Consider the following 17,702-nt stretch of genomic DNA (forward strand, 5'->3'; position numbering starts at 1 on the left):
AGCAGGCCTGAGGCCCCGGACGGAAGTCCGGGGCCTCTGCCGTTTCCTGCCGTACAGCAGCGAAGTACAGCAACCGCCTCAGCCGGTACCGCCGCCCATCGCTTCGGACAGCTTGCCGATTGCGGCTCGTACCTCTTCCTCGCTCGCTTCGGCGTAGACCTCCATCGTCATGGCGATCTGCGAATGCCGCAGGATCCGCTGTGCCACCTTCGGGTGGACCTTGAGCGCCACCAGGAGCGAGCTGCACGTGTGCCGGGTGTTCCGCAGCGGGATCACCCGCAGGCCGGCGCGCCGAGCCCGGAGCGCGAACATGCGGGTCAGGTTGCCCGGCTCGATCGGAGTCCCGTACTTCGTCGTGAAGACAAGATCGTGGCTGTCCTGCCAAAGCTCCCCGGCAGCCTTCCGGTCCCCGATCTGCTGGGCACGACGCATCCTCAGAGCCTTCAGGCAGAGCGCGGGCAGCGGAAGGAAGTCGTCGGAGTCCTCGGTCTTGGTCTCCCGGTGCAGGATCTGCCGTCCGGCCCGCTGGATCTGGTGGTCCACGTACAGCTCGCCGCCGTCGAAGTCGATCGACTTCCACGTCAGCCCCAGCACCTCACCGCGCCGGAGCCCGAGGCAGAGGACGAGCATCCAGGCGGCGAAGAGGTGATCCTCCCGGGCGACCCCATCGGCCAAGAACCGGCCCGCCTCGACCACGGACCACGGCTTGATGCGCTTGCGGCGGGGCTTCGGCACCTTGACGAGGGAGGCGACGTTCTTGCCGATCTCCTCCTCGGTCACGGCGTGGGTGAGCGCGGCCCGCAGCGCGTCACGGGAACCCTGGATCACCCGACGGGACGGGTACGACTCGCAGCACTCCCCGACGGCACAGCACCGGCGGCTACCGAGGGCGCGCTTCGCGTCCTTGCCCTGGGCGCAGCACTGGCAGACGGCCGCCAGCTTGGTCAGCCACTCGCGCACGTCCCGCACGGTGAGCTTGTCCAGCCGCTTCGTCCCCAGGTGCGGACCGATGTAGAGGCGTACGTACCCCTCGTACGAGACGTACGACAGCGGCGCCAGGTTCGGCTTCACGATCGACTCCAACCAGTAGGCGAGGAAGGCTCCGACCGTGCGGTGCCGGGTGGCGACCGGCCCCTTCTTCGCCTCCGCGTGCAGGTTGAGCCACTTCTCGTGGACCTCCTCGCGGGTCTTGCCGTAGGCGTACTTTCGGGCGCGCTTGCCGTCCGGCTTGGTGACCCAGACGTAGGCCGCATAGCCGTTCTTGTACGGGTAGATCGAGCCCTCGCCGTTGCCCCGTTTGCCGCTCACGCCGCCCACCCTTCGGCGTCGGCGGCGACGCGCTCGATGTACTCGTCCACCCAGGCCGGGAGGATGCGGCGGTTGCGGCCCACCTTCACCGAACGGATCTCCCCGGTGAGCACGAGCATCTTCGTCTTGGACAGGCCGAAGCCGAGCATGTCGGCAACCTCGGCCGTGGTGTGCCACTTCCGCTCGATGGCTACGGCAGTCATGTGGTCTCTCCTTCCAGTTCGGACAGTTCGGCCCGCAGCTCGCGGGCATGCTCGCGGTTGTGCTGGAGGTCCCGGCGGACGTTGGCAGCGAGCCAGGATTCGCCGGGGGTGTGGCCGTGACCGGCGTAGGACCAGTGGGCGACGACGAGGAGGGTGGCTTCCGGGTGGTCGTCCGGGTTGGGCAGGCCGAGGGCGGTGCGTTGTTGGGCGGCGCGGTAGTCGGCGCGGACCTGGCGTAAGGCGCCGAGGGTGGTGGAGTAGCGGCGGGACTTGGTGGAGAAGTGGCCGCGGAAGCCGAGCATGTGAGCCCAGGCCCTCAGCCGCCGTTCGGGGTAGGCCCGGTCGAGGTCCATGCAGGCTTCCATCAGCCGCCGGGGGTGATCCGGGACGCCGAGGAGGACGAGCGCTTCCTTGTTGCCCACCGGGTGATCCACGGTGCCGGTGGTCTCGGCGGCTTTGGTGGCGTACTTGGCGACATAGGAGGCGACCGCCTGTTCCGTCAGCTCCTCCCCGTCCCCGAACGCGCCGATGGGCTGCACGTCGATCTGCTCACCCCACCGGAGCACCCACTCGTCCTCGAAGCCGTGCTCCGGGTTCGCCGGTACGACGACGCGGACGCGGGCGGCGGCGGCCCGGATGGCGTCGGTGAGGAGGTCGAGGCTGGCCCAGGCGGGCGGCGGGGAGTCGGGGCCGTTGGGTCCGTCGAAGCGGATGACGGCGTGGAAGTGGACGGCGCCGCGCTTTTGGTACTCGGCGACTTTGCCGAAGGAGACGCGGGACTGTTCGCGGGCAGCTTTTTGGGTGAGGCCAGCGCGGGCGGCGATCTCGCGGCGAAGGTAGATCGTGAAGTACCGCCACAGCTCGGAGGCGTGGTTGTTCCACAGCACCGCGCCCGCGTAGTCGTACGTCGTCGGGTCAAGCGGGGTGCCGAGTTCGGGCGCGTCCTCAGGGTGCTGGGTGCCGCAGCGGCAGGGGCGGGTGCCGGGGCGGTTGTGGACGGGGCCGAATGATGGGGCGGTGAGGGTGGCGAAGACGCGGGGGTGGTCGCGGATCGTGTCGGGGGTGCCCTTGCCGGGGTCGCCGATGAGGCCGGCGCGGATGAGGTGGTAGGTGTCGCCGGCGTAGGTCCAGGCGCAGGCGGGGCAGCGGGAGGCCCGGCGGTTGCCGCAGGCCACGCGCAGGACGCCGCCGGGTTCGGTGTCGGTGGTGTAGGCGTGGAGCACGGTCTTGGTGGCGGGGTCGAGGAGCTTGGTGCCCCCGGAGAGGCGGATAGGGGCGGCGCATCCTCCGGTGCGGCGGATCTGTTCGGTGAGGCGGTCGAAGCCGGGGGCCCCGGCCACCTTGAGCAGGTCGCTCAGGGTGGCCGGGTCCAGGCCCGCCGCAGTGGCGGTGTCGATCACGTGATCACTTCCCGTGGGCGGGGCCGTGGCTGGAGTTCCATCCAGCGACCAGCGCTGTGACCTGTGCGTCTCCCTTGGCAGACGCGGAGGCGCCGCAGTGGCAGACGGCGGAGGCGGTGGCCGGCTCGGAGGGGGAGGGCTTGCTGATGTGCAGGCCGGGACGGCCGGTGGTGGGGGTGAGGTCAGCCATGGCCGGACACCTCCGCAGCCTCGGCGGTTAGGGCGTCCAAGGTTGCGGCAGCCTCGCTTGCGGCGGCGGAGAGGGCGCGAAGGGTTTCGGCTGAGCCGGGGGCAGCCAGGAGCGCGATTTCGATCGTGTCGCCCTCGATCCGGAGGCTGACGAAGGGGCGAGAGCGGTCGGGGAAGGCGCTGACGCGGAGTCGGGTGTCTGACTTGATGTGTCCGGAGACGGAAAGGCTGTTCATGCGGTCACCTCCCGACGCGGACGCGGACGGCGGTGACGGTGTGGCCCAGGCCCCGGCAGGTGGGGCAGTGGACGGGGATGGTGGTCCGGGTGCCGTCCGGGGTGCGGAGGCCGGTGGTGATGGTGGCGGTGGCGAAGCCGTCGCAGTCGCGGCAGACGCGCGGGGAGTGGGTGTGCTCGGGCATGATGAGGAAGCCCTTTCGGGTCCGTTGGATCTGGAATGGGGTTGAGGCGCCCGGGGCGGCGGAAGTTTGGCGACCGAGGCCGCCCCGGGGGCCGTTCAGTGCTTGTGCAGGTCCTTGATGAGCAGCCGCAGGACCACCGCGATCACGGCGATCGAGACGCCGGTGATGGCGACGGCGAGGAGCATCGAGACGAGGACGGCGCCGACGACCAGGACCGCGGCGCCACCGCCGGCGGCGAGGGTGAGAACGCTGCCAGGGGTGAGCTGGACCGTGGGGCGAGCCGGGACGGTCGGCGCGGCGGCCACCGGGGCGGACTCGTGGCGCGGCTCGACGCCGGCGGTGGGGCTGGCCTGTGCGAGTGGGGTGACGATGCCGGTCGGGAGCGGGTTGACCGGGATGTGCGGTCGGAACATGGCGGGTCTCCCTATTTGGTGATCGGGTCGGCGAGCGGGGCGAGGAAGCTGTCGGCGAGGAGGTAGCCGCCGAGGAGGATCACGGCGACGAGCCACCAGGGCGGGCGGATGAGCTTGGTCCCGAGGGCGCCGACGACGATCAGGGCGAGCCAGAGCGGGACGTCCATGAGGTGTCTCCTTCGCGGGTTAGCGCGGGTTGCAGCGGTGGGTGCGGGCGGCGAGTTCGGCGCCGGCGCGGGTGGTGTAGTCGGCGGAGAACCCGCAGTCGGGGGCGGTGCAGGCTGCGGTGTGCTTGGTGGTGCCGCGTCCGTCGTGGTGGGTGCCGACGCGGACCGGGCCGATGAGGATCACGTTGTAGAAGCGCTTCGGGCGCATGGCCGGTGATCTCCTTTCGTGTCAGGCGAGTTGGAGGACGATCGAGTCCGCCAGCGCGGCCGGGACTCCGAGGCGGGCCCGGAGGGTTGCCGCGTCGATCGGGGCTCCGGTCTGTGTCCGGTGGGCGTCAGCGATCTTCCGGGCGTGATCGAGCAGCGCGGGCGGAACAGGCACGGCCACCGGCGCGGGGGCGGGCTCTTCCGGGGCTTCGTCCACGACTTCCGGGGCGGGTTCGGCCGGCGGGAGTTCGGGAGCCGGGTCCGGGATCCGCTCCACCGTCAGGTCCGGCGCGGGCTCGACGCGCGGCTGATCCACGGGCTCCGGATCCGGCGTGTGCGGCTCTGGGGCCGGGGCGTGGGCGAGGAGGGTGCCGCCGAGGAAGGCGAGGGCGGGCCATCCGGCGACGAGGATCCGCAGCCAGGCCGGAACATGGTTGAGGTCGAGGAGTCCGGCGGTGGCGATGTTGGCGCCGAGGGATGCGATGAGGGCGATGGCGAACCAGAGCCAGGCATCGCGGTTCTCCGCGTCCATGCGCATCCGTCGCCATGCCGCGACCAACAGCAGGTCGACGCTGACCGGGTAGGCCCAGGCCTTCCATCCGTCCTGTCCGGCCGCGACGGCGAGGTCGTGGAGGTGGGCGAAGGACAGGGCCCCGGCGATGACGGCTTGGATGAGTACGGCGTCGAAGCGGAGGGTGCGTAACACGAGGCCGCTTCCTTCCTGGGTCAGGCGGTGCCGGTGCCGAGGCAGTCCAGGCACAGCGCGGTCTGGGTGGCACCGATCTCCCGGCGCTTGCGTCCGACCCGGACCGTCGTGGTGGTCTCGCCGGTGCCGTTGCAGGTGCCGCAGGACGGCGGGGTGGACGGGGGCTTGGCCGTACGGCGGCGCGGGGCCGGGGGCTTCTTCGTGGTGGACATGGGGTTCCCTTCGGTTTCGGGCATGGGCCGGGTAGGGACCTGGCGTGAGACGGTCACGCCGACCGAGGGGGAAGAGGGTCAGTCCGTCGCCGGGATCGGCTTCACCAGCGGGACGGCCCCGTTCGCCGCGGCTTCGGCGGGGATCACCGGCCGGTACGGGGCGAGGCCGGGGAGGTCCGGGGTCAGGTACGCGAACTGGGCGCAGATCGCTGCGGCTTCGTCCGCGCTCAACTCGGGGGTGCGGATGCGGGACCAGCCGCCGGAGGAGTCCCCGGCGACCGCGACGCCGGGCATGTCCGGCGGGATCATCGTCACGGCCAGGACCGCGTCCGGGGCGATGTCGCCCAGGCCCATGTCTGCGGTCTGCTTGTCGTTGACGCGGTGGACGGTCCGGCCGGTGAGCTGGGCGCGGAGCGTGGTGGCGCCCTTGCCGAGGTCGGAGCCGAAGCGCTGGCCGCAGATTTCCAGGTAGAGGCCGGCAGCGCGGGCCATCTGCCCGAGGCGGATCAGCTGCGTGACCATCCGGTCCCGGCGTTCCTCGTCCTTCTTCCCCGCGACGAGGAACAGCTCCGCGATCTCGTCCACCAGGAGCACGACCGGCACCGGCCGGACCTCTTCCGGCAGATCCCAGATGTCACCGGCCCCGTGCTCGCTCAGCAGGTCGAAGCGGCACTCCATGTCGTCCACGAGCGCGTCCAGAAGCCCGGAGGCCTCCTCCGGTGTCACCGCGAGCGCGGACAGGCGGGGCGCGTACCGGCGTTGCTCGACACCGCGCTTGCAGTCGATGCCGACCAGGGCGACCGGAAGGCGGGCGAGTCCGGTGATCAGGTTCCGCTGGTACATGGACTTGCCCGACTGGTTCGCGCCGAGCGTCAGCGCGTGCGGCACTTTCAGGTAGTCGCGGACGAACGCGGTGCCGTCCTCCCGGAGCGCGACCGGGACCGTCATCGGCCCAGAGGGGCGCTGGCGCGGCATCTTCACCCGCCGCAGCACGTCGTAGCCGGTCATCCGCAGCTCGACGTACCCGGGGCGGGTGGCGACCACGGCGACGGAGTGGACGCCCCAGGCGTGCCGCAGCCGCTCCGAGGCCGCCATCACGTCCGCGGGTTCCAGTCCGGCCGGCAGGCGCAGGGTGACCTTCATGCCGGTCGAGGAGCCCCGCACCCGGCGGATCTTCGGCGGTACCGGCTGGACGTCGCTGCGACGGGCGATGTTGCGCACCAGGAACGCCCGCAGGCGGGACGGCTGGACCGTCAGCCCGCACACGTCCATCGTCGCCCGGTACGTCACCGCAAGCCGGACCCAGGCCATCGGCAGTCCGGCCAACGTCCAGTAGACGCGGGGAGCACGGGCCTTCGCGTAGCCGAGACCACCACCCGCACCAGCGAGAGGGACGGCGACCTCCCATAAGGTCGTCAGGTCAGCCATGCTCAGGCCCCGACGGTGAGGGTGAGGGCGACGGCGCGGAACGAGATGCCGTGCCGGGTCTGGCCGTTGAACGTGTTCTCCCAGTCCCGGGCCTTCAGACCGATCACCGAGACCGGCATGCCCGGCATCAGACCCTCGGGGAGACCGGTCTCCGGGACGGTCACCTGGTAGAGGTTGCCCTCCCCCTCGTCCGAGATCAGCAGGCCCACCGTGGACAGACCGGCACCGGTCTCCCGGTCAACGGCCCGCTCACCGGTCTGCTTGCTCACCAGCTTCGCCGTCGGTGCGGTCGCGATGAAGACGACGGCAGTCGAGAGGTCGATCTTGAAAGCGGGCATGGATGCTCCCAATGTCAGGCAGCCCCGAGTGAGCCCATTTGGGCTCGCTGTCCTAGGACTGCGATCGCTGAGAGAAATACTGACGCACAGTCCTAGGACTGTCTAGTCCTAGGACTGTGCTTGACTAGATTCCGTCGAGAGGAGTTCGTGATGGCGCCCAAGTGGCGAGAGCTGGCGGACAGGCTGGCCGAGGAGATCAGGGGCGGTGTCTACCGGCCGGGACAGCGGTTGCCCCACATCAGAGAACAGGTCGATCAGGGCAAAGGCTCCAAGGCCACGGTCCACGCTGCGTACAAGGCACTGGAAGCTGAAGGCCTTGTCACTTCGTCCCGCGGCCACGGCACCGTCGTGCGACAGCAGGTGCCACTGAAGCGCCTGGGTATCGCCCGTTACGACAAGGCCAAGTGGCGCGACGGCGACGAAGTGGCGTTCATCGCGGACCGCGTGGCCTCTGGCCGGGCCTACCGCCGCAACGAACAGACCCAGTCGGTCAGCCTCGTTGAAGCGTCAGCTGAGGTAGCAGCCGCCCACGGTCTGCCGGTGGGGGCTCCGGTCTATGCGCGTGCGCGGCTGGTCAAGGAAGGAGACCAGCCGACGCATACCCTGACCAGCTACTACCGGCCCGAGCACGTTGAAAGCACGCGTCTGGTGGATCCGACGCCCGGCCCGGCCGCCCGAGGTGGCGGGTTCCGCGTCCTGTACGACGCGGGTTACGAGATCGACCACATGAAGGAGCGCATCTTCGCCCGGACGCCCACGGCGGACGAGGTGAAGCTCCTCCAGCTCCCGGCCGGCGAACCAGTCGTGGAGCTGCATCGCACGACCTGCACGGAGTCCGGCACAGTGGTCGAGTTCGCCATTGGAGTGCACGCTGCGTCGCGGTTCGCCTGGGAGTACGACTTCAAGGTCCCCGACTCGGCGAATGACGCGGAAGGCCAGGCGTGATCTCTGCACAGGACTGGTCAGACACTCGGCGCTTGTGGGACTACCACCAGATGGGCCACGCGCCGAGGCCGTGCTCGGTCGCCATCGGGTTGGGGAGCCACGACCTGGGGGTGGCGGACACCGCGGTCGATCTGTATCGCCGAGGCCTGGCTCCGCTACTCCTGTTCACCGGCGCCACCAGCCCGACGACGCGCGAGCGAATGCCTCGCGGTGAGGCCGTCCACTACCAGGAGCGGGCGCTCGAACTGGGGGTTCCCGCCTCAGCCGTACTCGTGGAGCCGCGCGCTCGGAACACCGGCGAGAACATCCGCTTCAGTCGAGAGCTCCTCCGAGGGGCCGGTGTGGAGGTTTCCTCCGTACTGCTGATCAGCAAGCCGTACGAGGAACGGCGGGCGTACGCCACGGCGCGGCAACTGTGGCCCGAAGTCGAGATCGTCAGCGCGTCGAGTCCGATGACGCTGGACGAGTACGTGGACTCCATCGGGGATGCCCGCTTGGTGATCGACATGCTTGTGGGTGCCTTGCAGCGACTGCTGCTCTACCCAGAGCAGGGCTTCATGATCAGTCAGAAGGTGCCGGACGCCGTGATAGAGGCATATGAACGGCTGTGCCGACGCGGCTTCACGAGCCGGCTGGTGAAGTGCGAATAGGGTCGGGCTGGGAGTCAAGCATGCGGACGGCGGGCGGCGGCGGGTGCGTTGCCCACCTGATGAAGCCGAACCCGTTCCCGATCATCATGGCGGCGGAGCGGGCGCGGGTGGGGGTACAGGACTGCACCCTCATTGGTGACTCGCTCACCGACGTCCAGGCCGCTCATGCAGCCGGCGCAACGGTCATCGCCTACGCCAACAAGCCCCACAAGGCCGCGCTCTTCGCCGAAGCGGGAGCTGACGCCATCACCGACGACATGCACGCCATCGCCTGGGCATTCACCATGGCGTAGCCGTAGGAGTCACGCGGACCTGTTACAGGTTTCTCTACCTCATCAAGCACCCGGCTGCGCTCCGCTCCGCCGGGCGGGCTTCCCGGCTCCGCTCCGCGCGACGCTCCTGCCTTCGGCCCGCTCCGCGCGCGCTGCGCCGACGCCCGCCCCTGGAGGCGGGATAGGCCCGAAGGCATGAGCGGAGTCCCCAGAGGCCGCTGGTTCCCCTCTCACCGAACATGCCTCCGGCGGGGGCGCTTAGGCTCCGGGATGGCGGGGGCACCGCTCGCGGGTGCCGGCCGAATGGGGCTGAGGCGGGGGAACTCCCATCCCGTCTGCCGTCGACCCAGGACAAGCCGAGCAGACACGGCACCGGGCGTCCAGGTCGTTCGTACAGTGGCGCGCTCCACCTGGACGCCCGGCACCGCGCCTGCTCCACATGCGTGTGGGTCGACGGCAGACGGGATGGGAGTTGGGGAGGTCTGGGGCTGGCGCTGGCCTCGTGGACGCGGCGCGAGGGTCGTGGGGGATATTTTCAGCCAACCATGGGTGCCGGGTATGTGGCTTATGGCCCGCAATCTATTCTCGCGCGCTTCGCCATTCAACGTGCTGCCGTTTCACCAGTGAACCGATTCGTTTCACTGATGGAACGAATCGAGCGAAGTCGCAGGTCGGAGCTCCGTAAGTTACTTACGGAGCTCCAATTGCCGCGAGAGGAGCAGGCGGCTCTACATCCCTGAGAGTTCGGTGCCGGTTACCCGAAAGACGCCGATCGCACATTCCTTGACGGCGTGTGGCTGCTACGTTCCTGGCCAAAAGAAGCCCCGTCCGGCGCCTGCCAAGACAGCGGACGGGGCTACGGACTCACCCGAGTGGGTGCTGTCCGGGAAAGGAGACATGGACCAACATGCCGTCCCTGAGCCCCAGCCTAGTGACGCATCAGGGGGTAAAGCCAGCAGTCTGGCACTGATCATGGTCGGCGTCGGCACGCTACTCACGGGACTAGCGGCGGTGATCTCAGCTGTGCGCTAGCTCCGTTGGCGTACAGCAGCGGCGTACCGCAACCACAGCAACCGTGCCCGACCGGTGGTGCCTCTGCTGGCCCGTGGAGCGGCCGGTATGACCCTCGCTGACCGGTCCTGCTAGAGCTACGGATCAGAAGGTTGCAGGTTCGAATCCTGCCGAGTGCACAGCCGAGAGGCCCTCAGGACCAGTCCTGAGGGCCTCTTTCGTGTGTCCAGGACGGTACTCGAGGGGGAGGGGTACCCCGGAAGAGCTCAGGGGCGGGATGGCTCCTGAGGGGGACGTGGACCACGCGGCCTCCCGGCTAGGGTTTTTCGAAGATCGTTCAAACCTTGATGGGGGCTCTCATGGGACTGTTCGGGAACGCGCACACCGTCGACCCGTCGTCGGCGCAGCGGGACTACGCGCGGCTGCTGGGGAACGGCGAGCAGGTCTACGCCGCGTACCTGCTGGTGCGCGACACGATCCTGTTCACGGACCGGCGGCTGGTGTTCGTCGACAAGCAGGGGCTGACGGGCAAGAAGGTGGAGTACCACTCCATCCCGTACCGGAGCATCACGCACTTCTCGGTGGAGACGGCCGGGCACTTCGATCTCGACGCCGAGCTCAAGATATGGATATCCGGCAGCCCGGCGCCGATCGAGAAGACCTTCACCAAGGGGGTCGACATCTACGAGATGCAGGCGATCCTTACGCAGTTCGTCGCGCGCTAGCGGGACACGGGCTGAGCCGTCCGGCTGAACGCCCGCCCGCCGGAGCGGCGGGCGGGGCGGCGGCGGGGCCTCAGGGGCGGCCGGGCAGGACGCGCGGGAGGCCGGTCACCGAGAGCACCAGCGAGTAGAGCGAGGTGGTGGCGGTGATGAAGAGGCGGTTGTTCTTCGGGCCGCCGAAGGTGATGTTCGAAACGGGTTCCGGGACGCGCAGGCGGCCGATGAGGTCTCCGTCCGCTGCGTAGCAGTGCACGCCCGACGCCATCGCGGCCGCCCACAGCCGGCCCTCGTCGTCGAAGCGGATGTTGTCCACCGAGGGACAGTCCGTGAAGACGCGGTCCCCGCTGAGGGTGCCGTCGTCGCCGACCTTGAAGGCGCGGATGTGGCCGGCGCGGGTGTCGGCCGCGTACAGCTCGCTCTCGTCGGGGGAGAAGACCAGGCCGTTCGGCCCGAGGAAGCCGTCGGCGACGAGGCGGACCTCGCCGGTGGCCGGGTCGGCCCGGTAGAGGTTGCAGGCGCCGATCTCGCTCGGCGCCCGCCGGCCCTCGTAGTCGTTGGTGATCCCGAAGTCCGGGTCGGAGAACCAGATGGATCCGTCCGAGCGGACCACCGCGTCGTTGGGGCTGTTGAGCCGCTTGCCGTCGTAGCGGTCGGCGATCACGGTGAGGCTGCCGTCGGGTTCGGTGCGGGTGACGCGCCGGTTGCCCTGCTCACAGGTGATCAGGCGGCCTTCCCGGTCGAGGGTGTTGCCGTTGGAGTGGCCGGCCGGGGAGCGGAAGACGGAGACCGCACCGGTCGCCTCGTCCCAGCGCAGCATCCGGTCGTTGGGGATGTCGCTCCACACGAGCTGGCGCCAGGCGGGCAGGTACAGCGGGCCTTCGGCCCAGCGGCAGTCGTCGTAGAGCCGCTCCAGGCGGACGTCTCCGTTGGCGCAGCGGCCGGTCCGGAAGCGTTCGTCCAGGATCTCGTACAAGGTGAGGTCAGCTATGCCCAACATCATTCCCCCAAATTGATGAAGCTCCGAACTGTGTTCGGTGTGATGGTGAGATTGCAGGATCAGGTACCGTCTTCGCAAGGGCCCATGGGCTCAACCGGCCCGAGGGGCCCGAGGGGCCGGCGGGCCCATGGGAGGAAGACGGCGTGGACGACATCGACCGGGCGCTCGTCCTGCGCCTCCAGCAGGACGCGGGCCAGTCCTACGCCGCACTCGGCGCGGCCGTGGGCCTCTCGGCCGGGGCCACCCACGAGCGCGTACGCAAACTGCGCGAGCGCGGGGTCATCCGGCGGACCACCGTCGACGTGGACCCGGCCGCGGTGGGCAGCGGGGTGCTGGCCTATGTGATGGTCGACTCCAACGCGTGGATGGGCGAGTCGGCGGAGGACTTCGCCGCCATCCCCGAGATCCAGGAGGCGCACATCATCGCCGGCAGCGCCTCGGTGCTGGTCAAGGTGCGCACGGCCACCACCGAGCAGCTCCAGGACGTCCTGCGGCGGCTCTACGCCATCGACGGGGTCAGCGGGACGCAGGCCACCGTGGTCCTGGAGACCTTCTTCGAGCGGCCGCTCCCCCTGTGACCGCCCCCGCCGCGGGCTGGTGGTGCACCGGGATCCGGTGGAGCCCGCAGGGTCCGGCCATCGGGTGGTGCGGGCGCGGGGAGCGTGGCAGCCCGCTCACCGCGGGGCAGCGGCTGGCGTTCACAGCCCGGGGCGAGCGGCACTGCCTGGGCGTGTGGCGGGCCGGGAGGCGGACCCCGTGCCCGGCGGCCCGGTCGGTGCCTGGCCGCGCGGGGAGCGCGCAGTGCCCCGAGTGCGCCCGGCTGGACCGGTCCTTCTCGGTGGCCGCGGACACCAACGCGGCCGACCCGCGCACCTACCGCGTCTACCTGGCGTGGTTCGGGCCCGGGATGGTCAAGGTCGGCATCACCGCGGAGGAGCGCGGCCCGGTCCGGTTGCTGGAGCAGGGGGCGGTCACCTGGGCCTGGCTGGGGCGCGGGCCGCTGATGGCGGCGCGCCGGACCGAGGAGCTGCTGCGGGCCGCCCTGGGGGTGCCCGACCGGATCGCGTACGCCCGCAAGCGCGCCCTACGGGCCCGGCTGCCGACGGAGCCCGAGCGGGCCCGGGAGGTCGCCGAGCTGCACGCGCGGGCCGCCGCGCTGCCCGGGTGGCCGGAGTCGCTGGAGCGGGTGGGGTGCGAGATCGCCGACCACGCCGGGGCGTTCGGGCTGGCGGGGCTGCCGGCTCCGGCCCGGCTGGTCACGGAGCTGGTGCCCGGCGGGACCGTCGTGGGGCGGCTGGCGGGGGCCGCCGGACCCGACCTGCACTTTGCGGACGGGCTCGTGGTGGACAGCCGGCTGCTGGCCGGATGGGAGCTGTCCGCCGCCCCCGAGGCGGCGCTCACCGACGTGCCGCTCACGGTGATCGCGCCCGCGCCGTCGGAGGCCGAGCAGGGCGGGCTGTTCTGACCCGGGCGCGGCCCCGGTGAGGTCCCGCTGAGGCCCCGCGCCCGGGAGCAAGGTCAAAACTTGGATCCCTTTGGGCTCCCGGGGCCGATTTTGATGGACATGCCAAGGGCCTTCCGCCGAGGGTGGGGGCATGAGCATTCAGCCCGTTCCGGCGTTTGAACCGCCTTACGTAATGGCCGTATTCACCAATGTCCGCACCTCCGACGAGAGTGGCTATCCGGAGACCAACGCCCGGATGAACGAGATCGTCAAGGAGAATCCCGGGTTCCTCGGCTACGAGTCCGCCCGCACCCCCGGCGGCCTCGGGATCACCGTCGCGTACTTCCGCGACCACGAGTCCCTGCGCGTCTGGCGGGAGGACCTGGAGCACCAGGCAGCCATGAAGCATGGCCGCGCCCACTGGTACGAGAGCTACACCCTGCACGTCGCGACCGTCGAGCGGAGCCACGGCTTTGCCCGCAACGGCTGAGGCGGTCCGCGCCTTCCGCGAGCGGCTCGGCCTGCCGGGACTGGTGGACGTCCACACGCACTTCATGCCGGAGCGGGTGCTGGCGAAGGTCTGGGACTACTTCGACGCGGTCGGCCCGCTGACCGGCGTCGAATGGCCCATCGCCTACCGCCACGAGGAGGAGCAGCGGGTGGCGCTGCTGCGGGAGTTCGGGGTCCGCGCCTTCACCTCCATGCTCTACCCGCACAAGCCCGCGATGGCCGCATGGCTCAACGCGTGGGCCGCGGACTTCGCCGCCCGCACCCCCGACTGCCTGCACACCGCGACCTTCTTCCCCGAGGAGGACGTGGCGGCGTACACCGCGCAAGCCGTGTCCGAGGGGGCCCGGATCTTCAAGGCGCACCTCCAGGTCGGCGGCTACGACCCGAACGACGACCGGCTCGACCCGGTCTGGGGAATGCTGGCCGAGGCGCGGATCCCGACCGTCGTCCACTGCGGTTCGGGGCCCGTCCCGGGCAAGTACACCGGACCCGAGCCGGTCGCCCGGCTGCTGGCCCGCCACCCCCGGCTGCCGCTGGTCGTCGCGCACATGGGGATGCCCGAGTACACGGACTTCCTCGACCTGGCCGACCGGTACCCCGAGGTGCGCCTCGACACCACCATGGCCTTCACCGACTTCTCGGAGCGGCTCAGCGCCTTCCCGCCCGGGGAGCTGGGGCGGCTCGCCGACCTAGGGGACCGGATCCTGCTGGGTACGGACTTCCCCAACATCCCCTATCCCTACGAGCACCAGCTGGAGGCCCTGGAGCGGGTGGGCCTCGGCGACGACTGGCTGCGCGCGGTCTGCCACGACAACGCCGCCCGCCTGTTCGGGCTCCCCCTCGGACCTCCCTGAGCACCGAGCCCTCCCCGAGTACCGAGCACTCCCCCGAGGATCCCGCTGAGCGCCGCCCTTTCTCAGGAGATTCACAGGTAGGGGCAAGAACGCTCTCAGAGGCGGCCGCCAGCGTGGGGCCATGACCGCGACGACCACCTCCCACGCGTCCACGTCCACCGGCAACCCGACGGCCCTGCTGCGGCCCGACGGCGGACCCTGCCGGGTCCTCGTCGTCGACGACGAGGCTTCGCTCTCCGATCTGCTCTCCATGGCCCTGCGCTACGAGGGCTGCGAGGTCCGCAGCGCCGGCGACGGGGCGGGTGCCGTGCGGGCCGCGCGGGAGTTCCGGCCGGACGTGGTGGTCCTCGACATCATGCTCCCGGACATGGACGGGCTGGCCGTCCTGGGACGCCTGCGCCGCGAGATCCCGCAGCTGCCGGTGCTGTTCCTGACCGCCAAGGACTCCGTGGAGGACCGCATCGCCGGCCTGACGGCGGGCGGCGACGACTACGTCACCAAGCCGTTCAGCCTGGAGGAGGTCGTGGCCCGGCTGCGCGGGCTGGTGCGCCGCTCCGGCGCCGCGCAGGCCGCCCGCGGCGGCTCGGTCCTGGCCGTCGGTGATCTGCGCCTCGACGAGGACAGCCACGAGGTGGTGCGGGGCGGTCAGGAGGTCCACCTGACCGCCACCGAGTTCGAGCTGCTGCGCTACCTGATGCGCAACCCGCGCCGGGTGCTCAGCAAGGCGCAGATCCTGGACCGCGTGTGGTCCTACGACTTCGGCGGCCAGGCCAATGTGGTGGAGCTCTACATCTCCTACCTGCGCCGGAAGCTGGAGGGCGGCACCGGCCTGCCCCCGATGATCCACACCCGGCGCGGCGCCGGCTATCTGATCAAGCCGGCCGACTAGTGGCCCTCCGGCGCCCCTGGTCGCTGCGGACGCGGCTGGTCGTCTCGGCGGTGGCGCTGATCGCCGTCGTGGGCGCGGCCATCGGCACCGTCACCACCCTCGCCATGCGCTCCCGCCTGGTCGGCGAGGTGGACAAGCAGCTGACCACCTCCGTCGAGATGGCCGTCCGGGGCCCCGGCGCGGCCAAGTCGGCCCGTGACGCCGGCCTCGGCTTCGTCTTCGCCCCCGGCTCCCCGATGGGCGCCGCCGGGATCCGCCTCGACCCGGTGCGCACGGTGATCGGAGGCGCCCGGATCGTCCCCGTGTCCGGCCAGAGCCTCGACCACCGCGAGTCCCTCACCGAAGCCCAGGCCGCCGTCCTCGCGGAGGTCGCCCGCGAGGCCGCCCACAGCCGCTCCGGCCCGGTGGACGTGGGCCTGCCGGGCCTCGGCGCCTACCGGGCGCTGGCAGCCCCCGACGGCACCCTCGTGCTCGGCTTCCCGCTCCAGGGCGTCGACTCCACCGTGAGCACCCTGATCGCCGTCGAGGTGTGCGTCACCCTGGCCGGACTGATCGCCGCCTCCCTCGCCGGGCAGGCCCTGGTCGGGGTCGCCCTGCGTCCGCTGCGCCGGGTCGCCGCCACCGCCACCCGGGTGTCCGAACTCCCCCTGCACAGCGGCGAACCCGCCCTGCACGAGCGGGTCCCGGACGCCGAGGCCGACCCCCGTACCGAGGTGGGGCAGGTGGGCGCCGCCCTCAACCGGATGCTGGGGCACGTCTCGTCCGCACTGACGGCCCGCCAGCAGAGCGAGACGCAGGTCCGGCAGTTCGTCGCCGACGCCTCCCACGAGCTGCGCACCCCGCTCGCCTCCATCCGGGGCTACGCCGAACTCACCCGCCGGGGACGGGAGGAACCCGGCCCCGACACACGGCACGCCCTGGGCCGGATCGAGTCCGAGGCCACCCGGATGACCGGGCTGGTCGAGGACCTGCTGCTGCTGGCCCGGCTGGACGCCGGCCGCCCGCTGTCCTTCGAGGACACCGACCTGGCACCGCTCGTCGTCGACGCCGTCAGCGACGCCCGCGCCGCGGGCCCCGGCCACCACTGGCGCCTCGCCCTCCCCGACGAGCCCGCACCCGTCCGCGCCGACGCGGCCCGGATCCAGCAGGTCCTGGTGAACCTCCTCGCCAACGCCCGCACCCACACCCCGCCCGGCACCACCGTCACCGCGCATGTTTCACGTGAAACATCCGCCGTCCGGCTGCGGATCGAGGACGACGGTCCCGGAATCCCGCCCGAGCTGCTGCCCCACGTCTTCGAACGCTTCGCCCGCGGCGACGCCTCCCGGTCCCGCTCGGCGGGATCGACGGGGCTCGGCCTCGCCATCGTCCAGGCCGTGGTCGGCGCGCACGACGGACGGGTCGACGTACGCAGTGAGCCCGGCCGGACCTGTTTCGAAGTACTGCTCCCGCTGGCGGCCCACGGCCCCGGCAGGTACTCACAGACGGCGCACAGGCTCACCACACCGAGGTGACAGGGCGCCCGGCGAGGGTCGGAACATGCCAACCGACACCTCTCCCGACGCCCTCCCGGCCCGGGCGCCGCTCGCGTCCGCGCCCGGCGAGCCCGTACTCGACGTGGTGATCCCGGTCTTCAACGAGGAGAAGGACCTCGGCCCCTGCGTACGCCGGCTCCACGCACACCTCACCCGCACGTTCCCGTACGCCTTCCGCATCACCATCGCCGACAACGCCAGCACCGACCACACCCCCGAGGTCGCGGCCGGGCTCACCGCGGAGGTCGAGGGAGTACGCAGCTTCCGGCTGGAGGAGAAGGGCCGCGGACGGGCCCTGCGCACCGTCTGGTCGCGTTCGGAGGCGCCCGTCCTCGCGTACATGGACGTGGACCTCTCCACCGACCTGAACGCGCTGCTGCCGCTGGTCGCCCCGCTCATCTCCGGCCACTCCGACCTGGCCATCGGCACCCGGCTGGCCCGCTCCTCGCGGGTCGTACGGGGAGCCAAGCGGGAGTTCGTCTCACGCGCCTACAACCTGCTGCTGCGCTCCTCCCTCGCCGCCCGGTTCAGTGACGCCCAGTGCGGGTTCAAGGCCATCCGGCGGGAGGTGGCGGAGCGGCTGCTGCCGCTGGTGGAGGACACCGGCTGGTTCTTCGACACCGAGATGCTGGTGCTGGCCGAGCGGGCCGGGCTGCGGATCCACGAGGTGCCCGTGGACTGGGTGGACGATCCCGATTCCACGGTCCACATCGTGAAGACCGCCACCGAGGACCTCAAGGGCGTCTGGCGGGTGGGCCGGGCTCTGGGGGGGGGGGGGCCCCCCCCCCCCCCCCCCCCCCCCCCCCCCCCCGCCAACCCCCCCCCCCCCCCCCCCCCCCCCCAGGTACCACAAAGGATGGCCCCCCCCCTCCTCCGCCTCTT

Annotated in this window: 24 protein-coding genes and 1 pseudogene; 11 read left to right on the forward strand and 14 right to left on the reverse strand. The window is 71.0% G+C overall.

Going from position 1 to position 17,702, the window contains the following annotated elements; translation table 11 throughout:
* Nucleotides 1-78: 78 nt before the first annotated feature.
* From ACZ7IF_RS24485 to ACZ7IF_RS24545, 13 genes are all read right to left on the reverse strand, one after another.
* Nucleotides 79-1,317 (reverse strand): site-specific integrase, encoded by a 1,239-nt coding sequence (locus ACZ7IF_RS24485; RefSeq protein WP_470974920.1) that lies wholly within the window; start codon nucleotides 1,315-1,317, stop codon nucleotides 79-81.
* Entirely contained in the window at nucleotides 1,305-1,511 is a 207-nt protein-coding gene (locus ACZ7IF_RS24490; protein ID WP_470974923.1) for an excisionase family DNA-binding protein, read from the reverse strand. Before ACZ7IF_RS24490 ends, ACZ7IF_RS24485 begins: the two co-directional genes overlap by 13 nt.
* Nucleotides 1,508-2,911 carry a replication initiator protein RepSA gene (gene repSA, locus ACZ7IF_RS24495; RefSeq protein WP_470974925.1) on the reverse strand — a complete coding sequence of 468 codons (1,404 nt, stop codon included), beginning with the start codon at nucleotides 2,909-2,911 and terminating at the stop codon, nucleotides 1,508-1,510. The genes ACZ7IF_RS24490 and repSA overlap by 4 nt, the downstream gene beginning before the upstream one ends.
* Nucleotides 2,912-2,915: 4 nt before the next feature.
* Nucleotides 2,916-3,101, reverse strand: a complete 186-nt coding sequence (locus ACZ7IF_RS24500; protein WP_470974928.1) for a hypothetical protein — start codon at nucleotides 3,099-3,101, stop codon at nucleotides 2,916-2,918.
* Nucleotides 3,094-3,336, reverse strand: coding sequence for a hypothetical protein (locus ACZ7IF_RS24505; protein WP_470974931.1), 243 nt, complete (start codon nucleotides 3,334-3,336; stop codon nucleotides 3,094-3,096). Before ACZ7IF_RS24505 ends, ACZ7IF_RS24500 begins: the two co-directional genes overlap by 8 nt.
* Before the next feature lie 4 nt (nucleotides 3,337-3,340).
* Nucleotides 3,341-3,520 carry a hypothetical protein gene (locus ACZ7IF_RS24510; RefSeq protein ID WP_470974934.1) on the reverse strand — a complete coding sequence of 60 codons (180 nt, stop codon included), beginning with the start codon at nucleotides 3,518-3,520 and terminating at the stop codon, nucleotides 3,341-3,343.
* 95 nt (nucleotides 3,521-3,615) lie between these two features.
* Complete coding sequence (locus tag ACZ7IF_RS24515; protein WP_470974937.1) at nucleotides 3,616-3,933, reverse strand: SpdD-like protein; 318 nt, start codon at nucleotides 3,931-3,933, stop codon at nucleotides 3,616-3,618.
* An 11-nt stretch (nucleotides 3,934-3,944) separates the two neighbouring features.
* Nucleotides 3,945-4,100, reverse strand: a complete 156-nt coding sequence (locus ACZ7IF_RS24520) for a hypothetical protein (RefSeq protein WP_470974940.1) — start codon at nucleotides 4,098-4,100, stop codon at nucleotides 3,945-3,947.
* 19 nt (nucleotides 4,101-4,119) lie between these two features.
* A complete protein-coding gene (locus ACZ7IF_RS24525; RefSeq protein WP_125545408.1) occupies nucleotides 4,120-4,308 on the reverse strand; it encodes a mobile element transfer protein in 189 nt (62 codons plus the stop codon).
* 21 nt (nucleotides 4,309-4,329) lie between these two features.
* On the reverse strand, nucleotides 4,330-5,013 hold the full coding sequence (locus tag ACZ7IF_RS24530) for a DUF2637 domain-containing protein (RefSeq protein WP_470974943.1): 684 nt from the start codon (nucleotides 5,011-5,013) through the stop codon (nucleotides 4,330-4,332).
* Between the two features lie 20 nt (nucleotides 5,014-5,033).
* Nucleotides 5,034-5,225 (reverse strand): hypothetical protein, encoded by a 192-nt coding sequence (locus tag ACZ7IF_RS24535; protein WP_470974946.1) that lies wholly within the window; start codon nucleotides 5,223-5,225, stop codon nucleotides 5,034-5,036.
* 78 nt (nucleotides 5,226-5,303) lie between these two features.
* Nucleotides 5,304-6,653, reverse strand: a complete 1,350-nt coding sequence (locus ACZ7IF_RS24540) for an FtsK/SpoIIIE domain-containing protein (RefSeq protein WP_470974949.1) — start codon at nucleotides 6,651-6,653, stop codon at nucleotides 5,304-5,306.
* Between the two features lie 2 nt (nucleotides 6,654-6,655).
* Nucleotides 6,656-6,991 carry an SCO3933 family regulatory protein gene (locus tag ACZ7IF_RS24545; RefSeq protein WP_470974952.1) on the reverse strand — a complete coding sequence of 112 codons (336 nt, stop codon included), beginning with the start codon at nucleotides 6,989-6,991 and terminating at the stop codon, nucleotides 6,656-6,658.
* Nucleotides 6,992-7,141: 150 nt separating this feature from the next.
* Between ACZ7IF_RS24545 and ACZ7IF_RS24550 the strand changes: the two genes are divergently transcribed.
* The 4 genes from ACZ7IF_RS24550 (at nucleotide 7,142) to ACZ7IF_RS24565 (ending at nucleotide 10,594) form a co-directional block, all read left to right on the forward strand.
* Nucleotides 7,142-7,936: a GntR family transcriptional regulator gene (locus ACZ7IF_RS24550; protein ID WP_470974955.1), complete on the forward strand. Its 795-nt coding sequence runs from the start codon at nucleotides 7,142-7,144 to the stop codon at nucleotides 7,934-7,936.
* Complete coding sequence (locus tag ACZ7IF_RS24555) at nucleotides 7,933-8,586, forward strand: YdcF family protein (RefSeq protein WP_470974958.1); 654 nt, start codon at nucleotides 7,933-7,935, stop codon at nucleotides 8,584-8,586. Before ACZ7IF_RS24550 ends, ACZ7IF_RS24555 begins: the two co-directional genes overlap by 4 nt.
* Nucleotides 8,587-8,606: 20 nt before the next feature.
* The gene (locus ACZ7IF_RS24560; RefSeq protein ID WP_470974961.1) at nucleotides 8,607-8,879 is read left to right on the forward strand and encodes an HAD family hydrolase; all 273 of its coding nucleotides are present in this window, start codon (nucleotides 8,607-8,609) and stop codon (nucleotides 8,877-8,879) included.
* A gap of 1,349 nt (nucleotides 8,880-10,228) precedes the next feature.
* On the forward strand, nucleotides 10,229-10,594 hold the full coding sequence (locus ACZ7IF_RS24565) for a PH domain-containing protein (protein ID WP_007265334.1): 366 nt from the start codon (nucleotides 10,229-10,231) through the stop codon (nucleotides 10,592-10,594).
* A 70-nt stretch (nucleotides 10,595-10,664) separates the two neighbouring features.
* Here the strand turns inward: ACZ7IF_RS24565 and ACZ7IF_RS24570 are convergent, their stop codons facing one another.
* Nucleotides 10,665-11,588: an SMP-30/gluconolactonase/LRE family protein gene (locus ACZ7IF_RS24570; protein ID WP_470975052.1), complete on the reverse strand. Its 924-nt coding sequence runs from the start codon at nucleotides 11,586-11,588 to the stop codon at nucleotides 10,665-10,667.
* A gap of 143 nt (nucleotides 11,589-11,731) precedes the next feature.
* On the opposite strand from ACZ7IF_RS24570, the gene ACZ7IF_RS24575 reads away from it, so the two are divergent.
* The 7 genes and pseudogenes from ACZ7IF_RS24575 to ACZ7IF_RS24605 form a co-directional block, all read left to right on the forward strand.
* Complete coding sequence (locus tag ACZ7IF_RS24575) at nucleotides 11,732-12,166, forward strand: Lrp/AsnC family transcriptional regulator (RefSeq protein WP_007265336.1); 435 nt, start codon at nucleotides 11,732-11,734, stop codon at nucleotides 12,164-12,166.
* Entirely contained in the window at nucleotides 12,163-13,053 is an 891-nt protein-coding gene (locus ACZ7IF_RS24580) for a DUF2797 domain-containing protein (RefSeq protein WP_470974964.1), read from the forward strand. The genes ACZ7IF_RS24575 and ACZ7IF_RS24580 overlap by 4 nt, the downstream gene beginning before the upstream one ends.
* A gap of 130 nt (nucleotides 13,054-13,183) precedes the next feature.
* Nucleotides 13,184-13,522 carry an antibiotic biosynthesis monooxygenase family protein gene (locus ACZ7IF_RS24585; RefSeq protein ID WP_470974967.1) on the forward strand — a complete coding sequence of 113 codons (339 nt, stop codon included), beginning with the start codon at nucleotides 13,184-13,186 and terminating at the stop codon, nucleotides 13,520-13,522.
* Nucleotides 13,506-14,396, forward strand: coding sequence for an amidohydrolase family protein (locus tag ACZ7IF_RS24590; RefSeq protein WP_470974970.1), 891 nt, complete (start codon nucleotides 13,506-13,508; stop codon nucleotides 14,394-14,396). Before ACZ7IF_RS24585 ends, ACZ7IF_RS24590 begins: the two co-directional genes overlap by 17 nt.
* A gap of 121 nt (nucleotides 14,397-14,517) precedes the next feature.
* A complete protein-coding gene (locus ACZ7IF_RS24595; protein ID WP_470974973.1) occupies nucleotides 14,518-15,285 on the forward strand; it encodes a response regulator transcription factor in 768 nt (255 codons plus the stop codon).
* Nucleotides 15,285-16,799, forward strand: coding sequence for a sensor histidine kinase (locus ACZ7IF_RS24600; protein WP_470974976.1), 1,515 nt, complete (start codon nucleotides 15,285-15,287; stop codon nucleotides 16,797-16,799). The genes ACZ7IF_RS24595 and ACZ7IF_RS24600 overlap by 1 nt, the downstream gene beginning before the upstream one ends.
* Before the next feature lie 25 nt (nucleotides 16,800-16,824).
* Nucleotides 16,825-17,600 (forward strand): annotated as a pseudogene (locus ACZ7IF_RS24605) (dolichyl-phosphate beta-glucosyltransferase); the annotation flags it as partial.
* Nucleotides 17,601-17,702: the final 102 nt, after the last annotated feature.

It is taken from the genome of Streptomyces sp. NPDC037421, from assembly GCF_055602105.1.